This window comes from Streptomyces sp. MNU76 (assembly GCF_020982545.1).
Classification (GTDB): domain Bacteria; phylum Actinomycetota; class Actinomycetes; order Streptomycetales; family Streptomycetaceae; genus Streptomyces.
In genome coordinates this window covers 293,033-312,800 of sequence record NZ_JAJKLK010000005.1, presented here as the reverse complement: position 1 = coordinate 312,800, position 19,768 = coordinate 293,033, and the positions used below count along the sequence as shown (strand labels likewise).

At 72.2% G+C, this 19,768-nt stretch carries 15 protein-coding genes and 2 pseudogenes; 12 read left to right on the top strand and 5 right to left on the bottom strand.

The genetic code is table 11. The features are described from left to right. The first annotated feature begins 82 nt into the window (after positions 1 to 82). Complete coding sequence (gene polA / locus E4N62_RS14765; RefSeq protein WP_230214709.1) at positions 83 to 2,809, top strand: DNA polymerase I; 2,727 nt, start codon at positions 83 to 85, stop codon at positions 2,807 to 2,809. An 816-nt stretch (positions 2,810 to 3,625) separates the two neighbouring features. Here the strand turns inward: polA and E4N62_RS14760 are convergent. Further along, positions 3,626 to 4,480 (bottom strand): DUF4184 family protein, encoded by an 855-nt coding sequence (locus E4N62_RS14760; protein WP_230214707.1) that lies wholly within the window; start codon positions 4,478 to 4,480, stop codon positions 3,626 to 3,628. 378 nt (positions 4,481 to 4,858) lie between these two features. Here E4N62_RS14760 and E4N62_RS14755 point away from each other — a divergent pair, with 378 nt between their 5' ends. From E4N62_RS14755 to E4N62_RS14745, 3 genes are all read left to right on the top strand, one after another. After that, positions 4,859 to 6,658, top strand: a complete 1,800-nt coding sequence (locus E4N62_RS14755) for a lytic transglycosylase domain-containing protein (RefSeq protein WP_230214704.1) — start codon at positions 4,859 to 4,861, stop codon at positions 6,656 to 6,658. A gap of 174 nt (positions 6,659 to 6,832) precedes the next feature. Next, on the top strand, positions 6,833 to 6,967 hold the full coding sequence (locus E4N62_RS14750) for an SPW_0924 family protein (protein WP_184895373.1): 135 nt from the start codon (positions 6,833 to 6,835) through the stop codon (positions 6,965 to 6,967). A gap of 22 nt (positions 6,968 to 6,989) precedes the next feature. After that, a complete protein-coding gene (locus E4N62_RS14745; RefSeq protein ID WP_230214701.1) occupies positions 6,990 to 7,982 on the top strand; it encodes a DUF3068 domain-containing protein in 993 nt (330 codons plus the stop codon). Here E4N62_RS14745 and hrpB read toward each other — a convergent pair. Beyond that, a pseudogene (gene hrpB / locus E4N62_RS14740) lies at positions 7,972 to 10,517 on the bottom strand (ATP-dependent helicase HrpB). The gene E4N62_RS14745 and the pseudogene hrpB sit on opposite strands and share 11 nt — an antisense overlap. Before the next feature lie 25 nt (positions 10,518 to 10,542). Continuing rightward, on the bottom strand, positions 10,543 to 11,460 hold the full coding sequence (locus tag E4N62_RS14735; protein WP_230214877.1) for a class I SAM-dependent methyltransferase: 918 nt from the start codon (positions 11,458 to 11,460) through the stop codon (positions 10,543 to 10,545). A 317-nt stretch (positions 11,461 to 11,777) separates the two neighbouring features. On the opposite strand from E4N62_RS14735, the gene rpsA reads away from it, so the two are divergent. The 4 genes from rpsA to E4N62_RS14715 all read left to right on the top strand — a co-directional run bounded on the left by rpsA (position 11,778) and on the right by E4N62_RS14715 (position 15,657). Continuing rightward, positions 11,778 to 13,274: a 30S ribosomal protein S1 gene (rpsA, locus tag E4N62_RS14730; RefSeq protein ID WP_184895379.1), complete on the top strand. Its 1,497-nt coding sequence runs from the start codon at positions 11,778 to 11,780 to the stop codon at positions 13,272 to 13,274. A gap of 160 nt (positions 13,275 to 13,434) precedes the next feature. After that, a complete protein-coding gene (locus tag E4N62_RS14725; protein WP_230214700.1) occupies positions 13,435 to 14,373 on the top strand; it encodes a PAC2 family protein in 939 nt (312 codons plus the stop codon). Between the two features lie 224 nt (positions 14,374 to 14,597). Then, positions 14,598 to 15,227, top strand: a complete 630-nt coding sequence (gene coaE / locus E4N62_RS14720) for a dephospho-CoA kinase (protein ID WP_230214697.1) — start codon at positions 14,598 to 14,600, stop codon at positions 15,225 to 15,227. Between the two features lie 49 nt (positions 15,228 to 15,276). Continuing rightward, positions 15,277 to 15,657 (top strand): tetratricopeptide repeat protein, encoded by a 381-nt coding sequence (locus E4N62_RS14715; protein WP_045555218.1) that lies wholly within the window; start codon positions 15,277 to 15,279, stop codon positions 15,655 to 15,657. Positions 15,658 to 15,672: 15 nt separating this feature from the next. On the opposite strand, the gene E4N62_RS14710 is transcribed toward E4N62_RS14715, so the two are convergent. Then, complete coding sequence (locus tag E4N62_RS14710) at positions 15,673 to 15,936, bottom strand: DUF6343 family protein (protein WP_230214694.1); 264 nt, start codon at positions 15,934 to 15,936, stop codon at positions 15,673 to 15,675. An 85-nt stretch (positions 15,937 to 16,021) separates the two neighbouring features. Between E4N62_RS14710 and E4N62_RS14705 the strand changes: the two genes are divergently transcribed. The 3 genes from E4N62_RS14705 to E4N62_RS14695 all read left to right on the top strand — a co-directional run bounded on the left by E4N62_RS14705 (position 16,022) and on the right by E4N62_RS14695 (position 18,376). Continuing rightward, entirely contained in the window at positions 16,022 to 17,017 is a 996-nt protein-coding gene (locus tag E4N62_RS14705) for an acyltransferase domain-containing protein (protein WP_230214684.1), read from the top strand. Between the two features lie 123 nt (positions 17,018 to 17,140). Further along, complete coding sequence (locus E4N62_RS14700) at positions 17,141 to 17,821, top strand: bifunctional 2-polyprenyl-6-hydroxyphenol methylase/3-demethylubiquinol 3-O-methyltransferase UbiG (protein ID WP_230214682.1); 681 nt, start codon at positions 17,141 to 17,143, stop codon at positions 17,819 to 17,821. A gap of 120 nt (positions 17,822 to 17,941) precedes the next feature. Further along, a complete protein-coding gene (locus tag E4N62_RS14695) occupies positions 17,942 to 18,376 on the top strand; it encodes a DoxX family protein (RefSeq protein WP_230214680.1) in 435 nt (144 codons plus the stop codon). 13 nt (positions 18,377 to 18,389) lie between these two features. Here the strand turns inward: E4N62_RS14695 and E4N62_RS14690 are convergent. Further along, positions 18,390 to 18,897: pseudogene (locus E4N62_RS14690) on the bottom strand (RNA-binding S4 domain-containing protein). A gap of 137 nt (positions 18,898 to 19,034) precedes the next feature. Between E4N62_RS14690 and E4N62_RS14685 the strand changes: the two are divergent. After that, positions 19,035 to 19,721: a uracil-DNA glycosylase gene (locus E4N62_RS14685; protein WP_230214875.1), complete on the top strand. Its 687-nt coding sequence runs from the start codon at positions 19,035 to 19,037 to the stop codon at positions 19,719 to 19,721. Positions 19,722 to 19,768 lie beyond the last annotated feature (47 nt).

The following is a 19,768-nucleotide window of genomic DNA, read 5'->3' as shown; positions in this document are numbered from 1 at the left end:
GCGACCCGTCCCCCCGGTCTCGGTCGGGGCTCCGTACGTCCCTGGGGTCCGGGTGTCAGTGGTACGTGGCAGGATCGGGGGCGTGGCAGAGACAGGATCGAAGAAGACCGACAGCACCCCCGGCGGCAGCCGTCCCCGGCTCATGCTCATGGACGGGCACTCGCTGGCCTACCGCGCGTTCTTCGCGCTGCCCGCCGAGAACTTCACGACGGCGACCGGCCAGCCGACCAACGCGATCTACGGCTTCGCGTCGATGCTGGCGAACACGCTGCGCGACGAGGCCCCCACCCACTTCGCGGTCGCGTTCGACGTCTCCCGCAAGACCTGGCGCTCGGAGGAGTTCACCGAGTACAAGGCGAACCGCTCGAAGACCCCGGACGAGTTCAAGGGCCAGGTCGAACTGATCGGCGAGCTGCTCGACGCGATGCACGCCGTCCGCTTCGCCGTCGACGGCTTCGAGGCCGACGACGTCATCGCCACCCTCGCCACCCAGGCCGAGGCCGAGGGCTTCGAGGTCCTCATCGTCACCGGCGACCGCGACTCCTTCCAGCTCGTCAGCGAGCACACCACCGTGCTCTACCCGACGAAGGGCGTCTCGGAGCTGACCCGGTTCACCCCGGAGAAGGTGTTCGAGAAGTACGGCCTCACCCCCGCCCAGTACCCGGACTTCGCGGCCCTGCGCGGCGACCCGTCCGACAACCTCCCCGGCATCCCCGGCGTCGGTGAGAAGACCGCCGCGAAGTGGATCAACCAGTTCGGTTCGTTCGCGGACCTCGTCGAGCGCGTCGAGGAGGTCAAGGGCAAGGCCGGGCAGAACCTCCGCGACCATCTGGAGGCCGTCAAGCTCAACCGCCGCCTCACCGAGATGGTCCGCACGGTCGAACTCCCCAAGGGCGTGGGCGACCTGGAGCGCGCCGCGTACGACCGCAAGGCCGTCGCGATGGTGCTGGACACCCTGGAGATCCGCAACCCCTCGCTGCGCGAGCGTCTGCTCGCCGTCGACCCGGGCGCGGAGGAGGCCGACGCCGCCTCGCCGGCCGCCCCCGGCGTCGAGGTGGACGGCACGGTCCTCGCCTCCGGCGAACTGGCCCCCTGGCTCACCGAGCACGGCACGGACATCCTCGGCGTCGCCACCGTCGACACCTGGGCGCTCGGCACCGGCTCGGTCGCCGAGGTCGCGCTCGCCGCCGCCGGGGGAGCGGCCGCCTGGTTCGACCCGACGCAGCTGGACGAGACCGACGAGACGGCGTGGGCGTCCTGGCTCGCCGACATCGCCAGGCCGAAAGTGTTCCACAACGCCAAGGGCGCGATGCGGGTCTTCGCCGAGCACGGCTGGACCGTGGACGGCGTCTCCATGGACACCGCGCTCGCCGCCTACCTGGTCAAGCCGGGTCGCCGCTCCTTCGACCTGGACGCGCTCTCCCTGGAGTACCTGGGCCGCGAGCTGGCGCCCGCCGCGACCGCCGACGGCCAGCTGGCCTTCGGCGCGGACGAGGGCGCCGAGGCCGACGCGCTGATGGTGCAGGCCCGCGCGATCCTCGACCTGGGCGAGGCGTTCGCGGAGCGGCTGGAGGAGGTCGGTGCCGCGGAGCTGCTGCGTGACGTGGAGCTGCCCACCTCCGCGCTGCTCGCCCGGATGGAGCGCCACGGCATCGCGGCGGACCAGGCACATCTGGAGGCCATGGAGCAGATGTTCGCGGCCGCCGTGCAGCAGGCGGTGAAGGAGGCGCACGCGGCGGCGGGGCACGAGTTCAACCTGGGCTCGCCCAAGCAGCTCCAGGAGGTCCTCTTCGGTGAGCTGGGCCTGCCCAAGACCAAGCGCACCAAGACGGGCTACACCACGGACGCGGACGCCCTCGCCTGGCTGGCCGGCCAGACGGACAACGAACTGCCGGTCATCATGCTCCGCCACCGCGAGCAGGCGAGGCTGCGGGTCACCGTCGAGGGCCTGATCAAGATGATCGCCGGGGACGGCCGGATCCACACCACCTTCAACCAGACGGTCGCCGCCACGGGCCGTCTCTCCTCCGTCGACCCGAACCTGCAGAACATCCCCGTCCGCACCGACGAGGGCCGGGCCATCCGCCGCGGCTTCGTCGTCGGCGAGGGCTTCGAGTCCCTGATGACGGCGGACTACAGCCAGATCGAACTGCGCGTCATGGCCCACCTCTCCGAGGACGCGGGCCTGATCGAGGCGTTCACCTCCGGCGAGGACCTGCACACCACGGCCGCCGCGCAGGTGTTCGGCGTCGAGCAGTCCGCCGTCGACGCCGAGATGCGCCGCAAGATCAAGGCGATGTCGTACGGCCTGGCCTACGGGCTGTCCGCGTTCGGCCTCTCCCAGCAGCTGAACATCGAGGCGGGTGAGGCGCGGGCCCTGATGGACGCGTACTTCGAGCGGTTCGGCGGCGTACGGGACTATCTGCGCCGGGTCGTGGACGAGGCGCGGGCGACGGGATACACGGCGACGCTCTTCGGGCGCCGGCGCTATCTGCCCGATCTCAACAGTGACAACCGGCAGCGCCGGGAAGCTGCGGAGCGGATGGCTCTGAACGCGCCGATCCAGGGCACCGCCGCGGACATCGTCAAGATCGCTATGCTCAACGTGGGCCGCGCCCTGGACGAGGCGGGCCTCGCCTCCCGCATGCTCCTCCAGGTCCACGACGAAATCGTCCTGGAGATCGCCCCCGGTGAACGGGAGCGCACGGAGCAGATCCTCCGCCGGGAGATGGCCGACGCGGTCCACCTGAGGGCCCCGCTGGACGTCTCGGTGGGCTACGGCCCGGACTGGGAGTCGGCGGCGCACTAGGGCGTGTTTCGGAAGTCCCTTCGTCGCCCGAAGGGCGGCTCTGCGGCGTCCGGTGCGTGCTCTCGGCGCGCCGGACGAAAGGCCTCGTACTGGGTGTACTTGGCCTTTCGTCCGGTGCGGCGGTGGGGGTACCTCCCGGTCGAGCGCCAGCCGAGACCGGGGGAGCGTGCCGGGCGTCGCAGAGCAGAAGGGACTTCCGAAACACGCCCTAGTAATCCTGGTGGGCCTTCGTCGTCGGGCGCGGGTCCGGTGGGGCTTCTCGCGCAGTTCCCCGCGCCCCTGAAAGACCAGGCCCTGCGGGCCTGAAAGACCGCGGCCCGGCGCGCCGAAAGACGGCCGGGTCGTGGGATGAAAGACGGCCGGGTCGTGGGATGAAAAGCACGGGGCGCAGCCCCGGCTTTTCAGGGGCGCGGGGAACTGCGCGACCAGCCCCCACCGCACCCGCACCCGACAACACACACCACAACGGCCCGCACCTGAAACCGCACTCGAACCCGAACCCGAAACGACCCCCGGCCCCGCCGGGGTCACCCGACCAGCCCCCACCACCGCGCCCCCGCCGCAGCACAGCCGTAAGGATGCCCGCATGGGCATACGCACGCTCCGCCGTCGTACAGCGACAGCTGCCACCCGCCTGTCAGGGTGCGAACCCGCCTCACCCGGGGCCCCTGGACCCGCACCCGCGTCCGGCGGCCGCACAGCCTCTACCCCTGGCCGCTGACCCACCCCTCGCGGCCCTCCTCGGCCACGTCCGCCGTACGCGGCACGCGCCGCCAGACCCGCCTCCCCGTGGCGCCCCGCTCCGGCGCCCCGCACTCAGCGGCGGACGGGACTGTCCGCCGCCTCCGCGTCGGCCGCGGGCGCCGCAACGGCAGGAGCCGGGCGCCGCGCCCTGACGCCGACGCCGTAGAGGACCACGCCGACCACCAGCCCGGCGCCCGCCCCGAAGCACAGGGTCGGGATCACCTCGTACGGCTTGGCGACCGACCCCCAGTACGCCCACCATCGGGCCACCCGCTGCACCGCCGCCACCAGTGCGCACCCGCCGATGACGACGCCCGCCACCCACCGGTCGGCCGAGGAGAGCACCGGCACGCCCACGGGCTCGCCCGCCGGCTGCCGGCGCAGCGCCCGCACGGCGAAGACGGCGAGGACGACCGCCGCGACGGCGGAGCCGCCGTACTGGAGGTACCAGTAGAGCGGCGAGCCCGCGATCTCCTCGCCGAGGACGGGGAAGAGCCGCATTCCCCACCGGTCGAGATGCGTGAACGCGTCCCACACCACATGGGTCAGCGAACCGAGGGCGGCCGAGACGTACCACCACAGCGCGACCGAGGGGCTGAACCGCCGCGCCCCCGTTCCGCACCGCACCAGCGCGGCCACCCTCCCCTGCCGCCCTCTCGGCAGCAGCGCCACCAGCGGCTCCCGGAGCACCAGCCACAGCCCGACCAGCGCCCAGGTGACGAGTACGTCGACGGTGAAGACCCCGGTGAAGGAGTGCGTGACATCGCCGAACTCCATGGCCTCGGGCAGCACACTCGCCGCGTAGTAGGTCATGTCGGGCGCGAACGAACCGGCCACGAGCACCGAGGGCGCCAGGGGCCCGCGCCCGGTCCCGTTTCCCCGCAGGGCGGGCAGTACGGCGGCCGCGTGGCTGAGCGTGAAGGGCAAGTCGTCCCCCTGTGACGGACTTTGGCCGGACGGATCGACCGGCGATGACCGGTCGCCAGTATGCGTGAAGGGAGCGCGGCCCTCCGGAAAGACGCCCACCGACAGAAAACCGATAAGGCCAATCGGTGAATACCGGGCACGAACGGGTGTCCGGGCGACGGAAGTTGTCGTAGGGTCGCCTGGGCCGTCGTGCCGGTCGGCGCGGTGGTCACCGGAGTTCTGGAAAAAGGAATGCCGGAAGAGCGCAACCAAGACCGGAACTCCGGAGTCGGTGTACCTGGGCGGGGAAGCCGGTCCGGCGAAACCGGAAGAAATGCCCGAGACATCACGAGACGGGAAGAACGCCGAGGCGTTCGGCCACCGGGAGGGGTTCACTCAATGGCGGCGCAGTTCGGTTTGAGGCTCCGCAAGGGGGCGGCCACGACCGCCCTGGCCGCGGCCACGGTAGCGGCGCTCGCCGCTTCCCAGGCCCCGGGAGTGACCACCGACAGCGCGGGCAGACAGGCCACGGGTTCGCCCTCCCCGGAGATGAGCACCCAGGCCGACGAGACGGCCACCGGCAACTCGCGGTACTACACGGACCTTCCGCCTCTCGACAGCCCCACCCCGACGACGGGTCCGGGCGACACCTCCGGCACCGCCGGCGGCAGCGAGAGCGGCATACCCGCGACCGTCCTCGACGCCTACAAGAAGGCCGAGGCGTCCCTGCGCGCGTCCAAGCCCGGCTGCAACCTGCCCTGGCAACTCCTCGCGGCCATCGGCAAGGTCGAGTCCGGACAGGCGCGCGGCGGCCGTGTCGACGCCGAGGGCACGACGATCGGCAAGATCCTCGGCCCCCAGCTCAACGGCAACGGCTTCGCGAACATCAGCGACACCGACAACGGCGTCCACGACGACGACAGCACGCACGACCGCGCGGTCGGCCCCATGCAGTTCATCCCCTCCACCTGGGAGTGGGCGGGCCGCGACGGCAACGACGACGGTGCCGAGGACCCCAACAACATCTACGACGCCGCCCTCGCCGCCGGCCACTACCTGTGCCGCTTCGACTGGGACCTGTCGAACGACGCCAACCTGCGCAGCGCGATCCTCAGCTACAACAACTCGACGGAGTACTACAACACCGTCATGAGGTGGCTGGAGCACTACCGCAAGGGCACGCACGAGATCCCGGACGGCACCGGCTCCCTGCCGCAGACGCCGAGCGGCGGCAACGGCAACAACACCGGCGGCCGCAACGGCGGCGGCTCCACGACGAGCCCCAGCCCCAAGCCGTCGGATCCGTCCAAGCCGTCCAAGCCGTCCAAGCCGTCCAAGCCGGGGAAGCCCGGCACCGGCGAGCCGGGTGGTGGCGGCAGCAGCACCCCGAAGCCGCCCACCACCACGCCGCCGGGCACGCCCACGGACTCGGTGCACCACCTGGAGAACGCGGGCGCGTCGAACCTCACGGCCATGGCGGGGGACACCTTCGCCGGCAGGCTCGCCACCCGCACCGAGACCAAGGCTGGCAAGGCCGTCGCGAAGGTCCGGGTCCGGTTCACCGTCGTCGGCGGCACCGACACCACGTTCACCGGCGGTGAGAAGGTGGCCACCGTCATCACCGACAGCACGGGCAAGGCGACCGCCCCCGCGCTGGTGGCCGGCGAGAAGACGGGCACCGTCACCGTCCGGGCCACCGTCGTGGGCCGCTCCGTGACCGCCCTCGACCACAAGGTCACCGTCACCGCCCGCCGGGCCGACGCCCTCGCCCGCACCGGCACCACCGCGCTGACCTGCGTGCCGAACGGCGAGTTCGCCGAGCAGATCGAACTCAAGGCCACCTACAGGGGAGAGGTCGCCGACAAGGTCGCCGTCAGGGCGACCCTGATCAAGTCCCTCCTCGACACCACCGTGAACGACCAGGGCCCCTACTTCGACAAGGACGCGGCGGGCAACCCCATCCGCACCCTGACCGGCCTGGAGACCGACGCCGACGGTGCCCTCAAGCTCCCGAAGCTCTACTCCGACGACGCCGTCGGCACGTTCCTGCTGCGCATCGAGACCGAGGGCGGTGCGACCCTCACGCTCGAACTGAAGGTGGAGGACCCGGCCGAGCCGACCGAGCCGGCCGAACCCACGGAGACGACGGACGCGACGGACGCGACGGAGCCGGCGACGCCGAGCCCCAGCGCGTCCTAGACGCGAGTCCTGGACCTCTCGGCCGTCCGTACGGCCACGGCGGCGCCCCTCCTCCACGAGGGGCGCCGTCGTCGTCCGTGCGCGACGTGTTCTCATCTGGCGCGCCCGTTGTTACGGTGCCGAACCTGATGACCTATCAGTTCCCGTCATGGGGCCCGTAGTCGGGAGGTCCGTATGCGCGCCCTGATCGCCGCCGCGAGCGGTCTCGCCCTCGCTCTCGCCCTGGTGTTCACGCTCACCGCGCTGGGCTCACCGACGGGCAAGACGTCACCGAAGCCGCTGCTGACGACGGTCCCCGCACATCCGTGACCGCCAGGGAGGGAGACCCGAGATGCGCCGTAGGGCCGGTCTGATCCTGCTCGCGCTCGCCGTGTTCTTCACCGCGCTGTCCCCACTGCTGCGCTGGTACGCCTTCCCGAACCTGGCCAAGATCCCGGCGAACCAGTACCAGGACATGGTCCTGGAGGCCAAGGACGCCACCCTCCTCGACTACGGCACGATGACCGCCCGCACGGTCCCGAAGGTCACCATCGTGCAGACCCTCAAGGGCAACGTGGAGGCCTCCGAGGAGATCGAGAAGAGCACCGACCGGGACGTCGTCGTCTGGGACGGCCTGTCGTACGTCCAGGGCCCCGACGGCGAGATGGTCTCCCGCATCCCCGAGCGCTACATCTTCGACGCCCACACCCAGGAACCCGTCCACGCCAAGGGCGAGATGGTCGACGGCGACCCCGTACGGCGCCGGGGCCTGGAGTTCAAGTGGCCCTTCCTCACCGAGAAGCGGGACTACGAGTACTTCGACGCCCAGGCCCGGATCACCGCCCCCATCCACTACAAGGGCACCCAGGACTTCCGCGGCGTCGAGGTCTACTACTTCGAACAGACCATCCCCTGGACCGAGGTCCCCTTCCCCCGCACCATGCCCGTGGAAGGCATCACCCGGGAGACGGTCGCGCAGACGGGCACGACCCGCTGGTACACCACGGTCCGCAAGTTCTGGGTGGAACCCGTCACCGGAGCCCCCGTCTACGGCGAGGAGATCCACAAGGAGGAACTGCGCGGCGGCACACTCCTCGGCGACCGCGAGAAGGTGACCGCCTTCGCCGGGCACGTGAAGATGCGCGAGGACTACATCGAGCACACCGTCGACCTGGTCGAGTCCCAGCGCCTCCTCGTCCTCCTCATGACCTCCTACCTCCCCTGGGGCTTCCTGGGGCTCGGCCTGCTGCTCCTCGCCCTCTCCCTCTACGTCGAGGCCCGCGGCCGCAGGCCCGGCGAACCGGAGTCCGCGAAGTCCCCGGCGTCCGAGCCGGTCAACGCCTGAGCCGCGCGTTGGTGAACCGGGTGGGCTCGGCCGTCGCCGGGTCCTCCGGCCACGGATGCTTGGGATAACGGCCCCGCAGCTCCGCCCGTACGGCCCGGTACCCGTCCCGCCAGAACGAGGCGAGATCGGCGGTGACGGCGGCGGGCCGCCCGGCGGGGGACAACAGATGCACCAGCACCGGAACCCCGGCCAGCACGGGTGACTCCCGCAGCCCGAACATCTCCTGCAACTTCACCGCCAGCACCGGCTGTTCGGGCCGCGCGTAGTCGACCCGGATCCGGGACCCGCTCGGCACCTCGATCCGCTCGGGCGCCAGCTCGTCCAGCCGTACGGCGTCCCCCGCGGCCCACGGCAGCAGCCGCCGCAGCCCCTGCCCGGCATCGATCCGCCCGAGGTCGGCCCGCCGCCGGGCCCGGCTCAACTCGGGCTCCAGCCACTCCTCCACGCGCGCGTGCAGGGCACCGTCGGACACGTCGGGCCAGGGTTCACCGAGCCGCCCCCTCAGGAACGCCAGCCGCTCCCGCAGCCGCGCCGCGTCCTCGGACCACCGCAACAGCCCGAACCCCTCGTCCCGCAGCCCCTCCAGCAACGCCTCCCGCACGCGCGCGGGCGCGGCCTCCCGCAACGGCCGCACCGCCAGCTCCACGGCCCCCAGCCGCTCCACCCGGCGAGCCACCACGTCCCCGTCCCGCCACGCGACCTCCTCGTCCCGCCGGTACAGACCCCGGCCGCCTCCCGGGCGACCCCCTCGTCGATCGCGACCCCGAGCCGCACGCGCGCGTGCCCGCCGCCCACCGCCCGGTCGGCGACGGCCACGGCGATCCAGGGCCCCGCTCGCAACCCGGACCCCTCCGGCACCTCGGCCCGGGTCCCGGACACCATGAGGAACGCCCCACCGTCACGTCGAGCCACCCGCTCCGGGAACGCCAGAGCGGCCACCACCCCGACCCCGTGATCGCCCCGGCACCCACCGCCGTCCCACCGCTCGCGACGTCGCCGCGCGGCTCACCCGGTGGGGAGCCGGGCGCGGGCGGCGACGCGGCCCGCAGGCGCCGGGCCTCCGCGCGCCAGCGGGCCGCGTAGGCGTCGCCCCCGCGCCGGGCGCGGCGCAACGCGGCGGCCAGGTCGTCGCCGTACTCCCGCGGCGGCTCCTCGCTCAGCAGCGCCACGACCTCCGCCGCGAGCTCGGCGCCCACCAGCGGTGTCGCGTCGAGGAGGGCCCGGGCCAGCCGGGGATGCAGGCCCAGGCGGGACATGCGTACACCCCGTTCCGTGGCGTGACCGGCGGAGCCGACCGCCCCGATCGCCGAGAGCACACCGCGCGCCGCCGCCATCGCCCCGCTCGGCGGCGGGTCCAGCAGCGCGAGCCCCGTCGCCTCCGGATCGCCCCAGCAGGCCACCTGCAACGCGAACGCCGTCAGGTCGGCCACCTTGATCTCCGGCGCGGGGAAACGCGGCAGGCGGGCGTCCTCGGCCTCCGCCCAGCACCGGTAGACGACCCCGGGGCCTCGCGCCCCGCCCGCCCGGCCCGCTGCCGCCCGGCCGCCCGTGAGGCCCGCAGCGTCGTCAGCGCGCCGAGCCCGCGCGCGTGGTCGACCCGCGGCTCCCGCGCGAGCCCCGAGTCCACGACCACCCGCACACCGGGCACCGTCAGCGAGGACTCCGCGACCGACGTCGCCAGGACCACCCGCCGCCGCTCCCCGCCAGCCAGCACCGCGTCCTGCACCGCGGTGGCGCCCGACCGTGCACCTGGAGCACGTCCACGTCACCGAGCCCGCCCAACTGCCCCGCCACGCGCGCGATCTCGCCCACGCCCGGCAGGAAACACAGGACGTCACCCTCCCGTTCGGCCAGCGCCCGCCGCACCACCGACGCGACATGCGTCAGCGCCGCCGGGTCCACCCGCATCCCGTGCGGCGGCCGCACCGGACGGGCCGGCGGCGCCCACACCACCTCCACCGGATACGCCACGCCCTCGGCGGCGACCACCGGCGCCCCGCCCAGCAGCCGCGCCCAGCCCTCCGCGTCGGTCGTCGCCGACGCCGCCACCAGCCGCAGCTCGGGCCGCAGCGCCGCCCGCACGTCCAACAGGAACGCCGCGACCGTGTCCGCGTCCAGATGCCGTTCGTGGCACTCGTCGAGCACGACGACGTCGACGCCGGGCAACTCCTGGTCCCGCTGCAGTCGCTGCAGCAGGACACCGGTCGTGACGACCTCCACGCGCCCGCGGCGGCCCACGACCCGCTCGCCGCGCACGGTGTACCCGACGCTGTCGCCGACCTTCTCGCCCAGCAGCCACGCCATCCGGCGGGCCGCCGCCCGCGCCGCGATCCGCCGGGGCTCGGCGACGACCACCCGACGCGCCGGCCGTCCGTCGCCGTTCAGCAGCCCCGCCAGGGCCAGCGGCACCAGCGTCGTCTTCCCGGTGCCGGGCGGCGCCACGAGGACGGCGGTGCCGTACCCCTCCAGGGCCTCCTCCAGAGCGGGCAGGGCGGCGCGCACGGGCAGCGCGTCCAGGGCGTCGTCACGGATCACGCCCCCAGTGTGTCGCGTGCCCGGGTCAGTCCCGCTCGCACACGAAGATCGCCGTCCCCGGGATCAGGTTGCCGCGCAGCGGGGACCAGCCTCCCCACTCGGAGGAGTTCCAGGCGGGCCACTCCGGCTCGACCAGGTCGACCAGCCGGAAGTCCGCGGCCACGACGTCCCGGACACGGTCGCCGATCGTGCGGTGGTGCTCCACGTACACCGCCCGCCCCCGCTCGTCCTGCTCGACGTACGGCGTGCGGTCGAAGTAGGAGCCGGAGACGGACAGACCCTCGGGGCCGGGCTCGTCGGGGAAGGCCCAGCGGATCGGATGGGTCACCGAGAAGACGAAACGGCCCCCTGGGCGCAGGACGCGGCGGACCTCCCGCAGCACCCGCACCGGGTCGGCGACGAAGGGCAGCGCCCCGTACGCCGAGCACGCCAGGTCGAAGGAGGCGTCCGCGAAGGGCAGATCGCCGGCGTCGGCGCACACCAGGGGGAACGAGCTCCCGATGCGCAGCGCGTGCTGCAACTGCCGGTGGGAGAGGTCCAGGGCCACCGGACGGGCCCCCTGGGCGGCCAGCCAGCGCGCGCACTGCGCGGCACCGGCGCCGATCTCCAGGACGTCCTTGCCCTTCAGCTCCTCGGGCGGCCCCAGCAGCTCCGCCTCCACCTCGTCGAGCCCCTCCGGGCCCCACACGAAACGGTCGTCGCCGAGGAACGTGCCGTGCTCGACCTGGTAGTCGTCGGCGTTCCGGTCCCACCAGCCCCGGTTGGCCCGGGAACTCTCCGTCACCCCGGCGTCGCGGCGGGTGGCCTCCGGTTCGTCCGCCTCGGACGTCCCGCCGGCCCCGTGGGCCGCGTCGGCTTCGTGGACTTCGGGCTCTTGGATGATCGGCTCCCTCGTCGTACTCTTCCGTAACCTGCGTGCCGCGACCCGCTCCGGCGGTGACACGAAAGGGGTCTCCCAGGCCTGCGTGGCCTCATGGGACAGGTTTTGTGCCGGGTATGCGGCGTTCCGCCCCGGGTGTGCGCCTTCGCGCATTGACCCTGCCTGGCTGCCCCCGTATGCTACAAGTTGCGCTGCGGGCCTGCGCACCTCAGACGTAGCAGGCTGCGCTCGCATCTGTCGTATGTCCCCTCGGTTTTCGAGGCGCCATTGGCTTTTCGTCATGTGGCGCTTCCTTGGCTGTCCGGCTTCTTCAGAGCGATACGGGCTCCCGGCGTAGCAGTACCTACGACTTCAATGTCCGTACCGGAGCCCTTTCCCACATGACGAGCAGCACCGAGACCACCGCCACCACCCCGCAGGTTGCGGTCAACGACATCGGTAACGAGGAAGCCTTCCTCGCCGCGATCGACGAGACGATCAAGTACTTCAACGACGGCGACATCGTCGACGGCGTCATCGTGAAGGTCGACCGGGACGAGGTCCTGCTCGACATCGGTTACAAGACCGAAGGTGTCATCCCGAGCCGCGAGCTGTCGATCAAGCACGACGTCGACCCCAACGAGGTCGTCGCCGTCGGTGACGAGATCGAAGCCCTTGTTCTCCAGAAGGAGGACAAGGAAGGCCGCCTGATCCTCTCGAAGAAGCGCGCCCAGTACGAGCGTGCCTGGGGCACCATCGAGAAGATCAAGGAAGAGGACGGCATCGTCACCGGTACCGTCATCGAGGTCGTCAAGGGTGGTCTCATCCTCGACATCGGCCTCCGTGGCTTCCTGCCGGCCTCCCTCGTCGAGATGCGTCGTGTCCGCGACCTCCAGCCCTACGTGGGCAAGGAGCTCGAGGCGAAGATCATCGAGCTGGACAAGAACCGCAACAACGTGGTCCTGTCCCGCCGTGCCTGGCTGGAGCAGACCCAGTCCGAGGTCCGCCAGACGTTCCTCACGACCCTCCAGAAGGGTCAGGTCCGCTCCGGCGTGGTCTCCTCGATCGTCAACTTCGGTGCCTTCGTGGACCTGGGTGGCGTCGACGGTCTGGTCCACGTCTCCGAGCTGTCCTGGAAGCACATCGACCACCCCTCCGAGGTCGTCGAGGTCGGCCAGGAGGTCACGGTCGAGGTCCTCGACGTCGACATGGACCGCGAGCGCGTCTCCCTGTCGCTGAAGGCGACCCAGGAAGACCCGTGGCAGCAGTTCGCCCGGACCCACCAGATCGGCCAGGTCGTGCCCGGCAAGGTCACGAAGCTGGTTCCGTTCGGTGCGTTCGTCCGCGTGGACGAGGGCATCGAGGGTCTGGTCCACATCTCCGAGCTGGCCGAGCGCCACGTGGAGATCCCGGAGCAGGTCGTCCAGGTCAACGACGAGATCTTCGTCAAGGTCATCGACATCGACCTGGAGCGTCGCCGGATCTCGCTGTCCCTCAAGCAGGCCAACGAGTCCTTCGGTTCGGACCCGGCCTCGGTCGAGTTCGACCCGACCCTGTACGGCATGGCCGCGTCCTACGACGACCAGGGCAACTACATCTACCCCGAGGGCTTCGACCCCGAGACCAACGACTGGCTCGAGGGCTACGAGACCCAGCGCGAGGCTTGGGAGGGCCAGTACGCCGAGGCGCAGCAGCGCTTCGAGCAGCACCAGGCCCAGGTCATCAAGTCCCGCGAGGCCGACGCCGCTGCCGCGGCCGAGGGCGGCGACGCCGCGGGTGCGGCTCCGGCCGCGGGTGGTGGCTCCTACTCCTCCGAGGGTGCGGACACCTCCGGCGCGCTCGCCTCGGACGAGGCCCTCGCCGCGCTCCGCGAGAAGCTGGCCGGCGGCCAGAGCTGAACGCACACGGCTGAGCCTTAGCCGATAACACCTCGGGCCCGCATCCCTCCGGATGCGGGCCCGAAGTGCGTCCCGGGCGGGCCGTGTTCGCAGCACGTTCCGGGAATGCCCGGACCCGCTCCCGCGTTGTCGACTACGAACACGAGGAGGAGCGTTCACAGTGCTTGATCCGCAGGGTTTGTACGCATGGGAGCCGAACGGCCTGGCAGTCGTCGACATGGCGCTCGCCCAGGAGTCGGCGGGACTTGTCATGCTCTACCACTTCGACGGATACATCGACGCGGGTGAGACGGGCGACCAGATCGTCGAACGGCTCCTCGGCTCAACTCCCCACCAGGTGGTGGCCCGCTTCGACCACGACCGGCTCGTGGACTACCGGGCTCGCCGCCCGCTGCTGACGTTCAAGCGCGACCGCTGGACCGACTACGAGGTGCCGGCCCTGGAGGTGCGGCTCGTCCAGGACGCCACCGGAGCGCCGTTCCTGCTGCTGTCGGGCCCCGAGCCGGACGTGGAGTGGGAGCGTTTCGCGGCCGCCGTCCAGCAGATCGTGGAACGGCTCGGCGTCCGCCTGTCGGTCAACTTCCACGGCATCCCCATGGGCGTCCCGCACACCCGCCCGGTGGGCCTGACCCCGCACGGCAACCGGGCCGAGCTCGTCCCCGGACACCGCAGCCCCTTCGAGGAGGCCCAGGTGCCCGGCAGCGCCGAGTCCCTCGTGGAGTACCGCCTCATGGAGGCCGGGCACGACGTGCTGGGCGTCGCCGCGCACGTCCCGCACTACATCGCCCGCTCGCCCTACCCGGACGCCGCCCTGTCCGTCCTGGAGGCCGTCACGGCCGCCACCGGCCTGGTGCTGCCCTCCGTCGCCCACGCCCTGCGCACGGAGGCGCACCGCACCCAGACGGAGATCGACCGGCAGATCCGGGAGGGCGACGAGGAACTGGTCGCCCTCGTACAGGGCCTGGAGCACCAGTACGACGCCGCCGCGGGCGCCGAGACCCGGGGCAACATGCTCGCCGAGCCCGTCGACATCCCCTCCGCCGACGAGATCGGACGGGAGTTCGAGAAGTTCCTCGCGGAGCGGGAGGGCGACGGCTGAACCCGCCCACCGTCCACCTCCCGCCTACCGGCCTCCTCGGCCAGGGCCTAGGGGGTGTTTTGAAGTCCAGTGCGGTGCCCGCGGTGTCCGGTGCGTGCTCTCGGCGTGCCGGACGAAAGCCCTCGTAGCGGAGCTACTTGGGTCTTTGGCCGGTGCGGCGAGGGCACGTGCCGGGCGCCGTGGGTGCTGTGCGGGACTTCAAAACACCCCCTAAGCTGCCGGGCATGCTGAAAGTGGGTCTGACCGGCGGCATCGGGGCCGGCAAGAGCGAGGTGTCGCGGCTGCTGGTGGAGTGCGGCGCCGTACTGATCGACGCCGACCGCATCGCGCGCGAGGTCGTCGCACCGGGCACCCCCGGGCTCGCGGCGGTCGTCGAGACCTTCGGCGAGGGCGTCCTCGCGCCCGACGGGAGCCTGGACCGCCCCAAGCTGGGCTCCCTCGTGTTCGCGGACCCGGAGAAGCTCGCCGCGCTGAACGCGATCGTGCACCCGCTGGTGGGCGCCCGCTCCAGAGAGCTGGAGAGCGCCGCCGCCGAGGACTCCGTCGTCGTCCACGACGTCCCCCTGCTCGCCGAGAACGGCCTCGCCCCGCTGTACGACCTGGTGGTCGTCGTGGACGTGGCCCCGGAGACGCAGCTCGACCGGCTGGTACGCCTGCGCGGCATGACGGAGGAGGACGCCCGCGCGCGCATGGCCGCCCAGGCGACCCGCGAGAAGCGGCTGGAGATCGCGGACATCGTCGTCGACAACGACGTCCCCCTCGACGCGCTGCGGCGACGGGTGCGGGAGGTGTGGGCGGACCTCACCAGGAGGGCCCACGCGGCCCACGAGCAAACCGAACACACGCAGGAATAGCGGGGTCCCAGGGGGCGTTGAACCGTCCCAGCAAGGGAAGGACTCAGCCGTGCCCGAGACCAGCGGTTCCACCGGACGTAGCCCTCAGACGCATGTCATCGACTTCCGCGCCGCCGAGCAGCTGCTCGCCGCGAACGACCCGCGGGGCGCGGTCAAGCTGCTCGACCGAGTCATAGCCGAGCACCCCGAGAACACGGCCGCCCGGCTGCTGCGTGCCCGCGCCTTCTTCGCCGCGGCCCAACTGCGGCCCGCCGAACTGGAGTTCACGATCGTCCTGGAGCGTGAACCGGACAACGCGTTCGCGCACTTCGCCCTGGCCCGCACCTATCAGCGCCAGGCCCGCCCCGACCAGGCCAAGCGCCACTTCCGGCTCGCCGCGGCCCTCGACCCGAACCCGCAGTACGTGGAAGCGGCCCGGTTCGACTCCTGACGGCCGGGCCCGCCGCTACGGGTGGGGCCCCGGCGGGTCGTAGGGTGGGATGTCGCGGCCCGGCTGGTAGTGCGGGCCCTGACGGATGTGGCGCACGACCATCACCAGGTCGACGGTGACGATCAGCCACAGCACTCCGCAGGCGACGGCCCAGCCGGGACGACCGGCCAGAGCGAACGCCGCTGTCCCGGCGATCGCCCAGATCAGGCCCCATACGCTCAGCCAGAGCCGCATCCGCAGAGGACTGCGCGCTGTCGTCGGTTCACTGCCGGTACGCATCGGATCGCCACTCCTCCTCGTCCTACTCGGAAACGTACTCCCCCTCCCACGCGTTTCTCCAGGAGACCGAGCGAACGGGGAGACGATGGCGCTGTTGGACGCGGTGCGGGCGGACGAGAGGCTCGCCGACTGGCTGCGGAGCCTGGAGGAGAGCGGGAGCGGTTCCGCGGCGGACGCGCGGCTGCCGGACACCGAGGACGAACTGGTCGACGCGCTGCTGGACCTCGCCGTGCCGTACGAGGACGTCAACGACCTGATCGCGTTGCGCCGCACGCTGACGGCCGACGAGGGTGCTGCCTGGCTGTTCGGGCGGTGCGTCGACGCTCTGGTGCGGGACATGGGGAAGGTCGGCAAGGGGTCGAGGCTCCTGCCGCTGCCCCTGGAGTCGGGCCCGCTCGGCCGCTACCTCCACGTGTACGTCTTCGTGGCGGCCCTCCCGTATGTGCGCGCGTACCACCGGGAGCGCGGGATCCCCGACGACGTCTCCCGGCGCACCCTCGCCGACCTGGGCCGCGGCCTGGTGCTGCACCGTCGGCGGTACGGCGTGGGCGGGCTGGTCGCGCCGACCTGGTTCTCGCTGCACTTCCACGGGGAGCTGTTCCAGCTCGGCCGGCTGCAGTACCAGCGAGCCCGGGTGGGCGGACGGGAGGGTGTCGCGCTGGCGGCGGCGGGCCTCGCCCTGGGGCCCGGGGAACCCTGCCTCGACCTGCACATCCCCGACTACGCGGGGCCCCTGACCCCGCAGGCGTGCGACAGGTCGCTGGCGTCGGCCCATGACTTCTTCGCCCGGCGCTTCCCCGAGGAGCGGTACACGGCGGGCTGCTGCCACTCCTGGCTCCTCGACCCGCAGCTGGCCCGGTACCTGCCGGCGGACTCCAACATCGTCCGGTTCCAGCAGCGGTTCCGGGTCGCCGGCGGCACCGGCGAACCCGAGGACCACCTGCCGGTCCGTTTCGTGTTCGGGGACCCCGACCTGCCGGTGGAGACCCTGCCGCGCCGCACGCGTCTCGAACGGGCCGTGGGCGATCATCTGCGCGCGGGCGGGCACTGGTACAGCGGGCACGGCTGGTTCGCCTGGTGAGGTACGCGCGGTCCGCCCGAGCCGGGGCGCCGGGGCACGACCGGGCAGGGTTCACCCCATCGGGTGATGCATGACAGGAACGGCCCTTGCGCGCCCGGCCGTTGGACGGATATGAGCATTCAGATGCGTGAAGGGTACGAGGGGACCGGGTCCGGAGCGATCACCCCGGACGGCTGCGCGGTCGAGCTGTACACGCGGCTGCCGGTGGGCGACGAACCGGAGGTGATCGCGGGCGTCGCGCCCGAGGGTGCGCGCATTCTCGAACTGGGCTGCGGGGTGGGCCGGATGACCCACCCCCTGATCGAGCGGGGGTTCACCGTCACGGCCGTCGACGAGTCGGCGGAGATGCTGGAGCGGGTGCGCGGTGCCCGCACGGTGCACGCCTCGATCGAGGAACTCGACCTCGGCGAGAAGTTCGACGTGGTGCTGCTCGCCTCCTTCCTCGTCCACACCGGGGACCCCGAGGTGCGGCGGGGGATGCTCGCGACCTGTCTGCGGCACCTCGCGGACGACGGCTTCGTACTGATCCAGCGCGAGGGGGAGGACTATCACACCAACGTCCCCCGGGAACGGGTCGATCCCCGAGGCTTCACCGTCCGCATAGCGTCGACCGAACCGATCGGGGACGGGGTCCACTCGGTGTGCGCGGAGTGCTTCTTCCCGGACGGCGAATGGACCCAGACGTTCCGCTCACGCCCCCTGACCAGGGAGCAGTTCGAGGAGGCGCTGGCGGAGTCGGGGCTGACGGTGGACCGGTATCTGACGGAGGACCGGATCTGGGTGAAGGCGGTGCCCGTGGGGTGAGCGGCCCGACCGGGGCGGGAATCTCGGCGTGAATTCCGTTCGGGCGGCGATGAGTTCGGGGGAGTGGCCCGGTCTACCTCTGTGACAGCGCACCCTCAACCGCTTCACACAGGAGATCCCATGACCGAGACCACCGCTCCCGTCGTCCGTACCGAGGCCACCGCGCGCGGCAAGGGCGCGCGCATCTCGCTGCGCGCGCTGCAGATCGCGCTCGCGCTGTTCTTCGGGTTCGCGAGCGCGTTGCCCAAGCTGATCGCACACCCGTCGGCCGTCGAGTCCTTCGACACGCTCGGCTGGGGCAGCGCGGGGATGTACGCCATCGGCCTGCTCGAACTGGCAGGTGCCGTCGGGCTGTTGGTGCCCGTGCTGGCTCCGGTCGCGGCGGTGTCGCTGAGCGCCCTGATGGTGGGGGCGTTCATCACGCAGATCACCGCCTTCGACGGGGAGTACGCGGCGACACCGCTCATCCTGATCGTGCCGCTCGCCCTGATCGCCTGGGTGCGACGCCAGGACGCGACCGGCCTGACGAAGCTCGCGCGCGGCCGCCGGGCGTGATCGTCGTGACGGATCAGGTGGGGCGGCGGTGACGGTCGGCGTTGGCCGCCTCGGCCAGGCCCCGCAGGCGCTCCATGTCCCGCCGGTCGCGCTTGGTCGGGCGGCCCGTGCCCCGGTCACGGATGCCCGCGGGGGCGACGACCTCGCGGGCGGGGCGGCGGGGAGTTGTCGACGTAGCACTCGGCGGCGACGGGCGCGCCGACCCGCTTGCGGATCAGACGCCGCACGATCACGATCCGCTCGTGGCCCCCGGCCTGGCGCAGTCGGACCTCGTCGCCGACGCGCACCGCGTACGCGGGCTTGACGCGTTCGCCGTTGACGCGGACGTGGCCGCCCCGGCAGGCGGTGGCGCCCATCGAACGGGTCTTGACCAGGCGCACGGACCAGATCCAGCTGTCGACGCGCACGCTCTCGCCGCTCGCCGGTCGGGCCGCCTCGGCCGACGCCGCCGCAGACCTGTCGGAGCCCCCGCTCGTCGCGGCCGGATCCTCCGCCCGCTCCTGCGTACCTTCAGAAGCCATGCCTCGACCTTAGCTCCCGGCCCGCCGCACGGGGGAGGCGATCACCGGACGTACCGTGGAGGAATGGACGGCGGCGGCAGCGATGGTGGCGGCGTGGTGGTAAACGGAGGCGGTGCGGGCGGCGGAAGGGCACCGGGCTGGCCGCGCTGGACGCGCGGATCACCGGATGCCGGGCCTGTCCCCGGTTGGTCGAGTGGCGGGAAGAGGTGGCGCGCACCCGGCGGGCAGCGTTCGCCGACCAGGAGTACTGGGGGCGGCCGGTACCGGGCTTCGGGCCGTCCGACGCCGCGCTGCTGATCGTCGGACTCGCTCCGGCCGCGCACGGGGCGAACCGGACGGGGCGGATGTTCACCGGCGACCGCTCGGGCGACGTCCTGTACGCGGCGCTGCACGACGTGGGCCTGGCCTCGCGCGCCACGGCGGTCGCCGTGGACGACGGGCTGGAGCTGTACGGCGTACGCATCACCTCACCCGTGCACTGCGCGCCGCCCGCCAACAAGCCGACGCCCGAGGAACGCGACACCTGTCGGCCGTGGCTGGTCGGGGAGCTGGAGCTGTTGCGGCCGACGCTGCGGGCCGTCGTCGTGCTCGGTGCCTTCGGCTGGCAGGCCGCGCTGCCCGCGCTCGCCGAGGCCGGCTGGGACGTGCCCCGGCCCCGGCCCGTCTTCGGGCACGGCACCCACGTACCACTCGACGGGCTCGACCTCTTCGGCTGCTTCCACGTCAGCCAGCGCAACACGTTCACCGGCCGCCTGACCCCCGCCATGCTGCGGGACGTCCTGCGGACGGCGGCGCGGTCGGCGGGCCTGACGCTCGCGACGTAGTCGCGGGGAAGGTGCGCCCCCCTGCGGAAAACCGGCTGTCGGCCTCC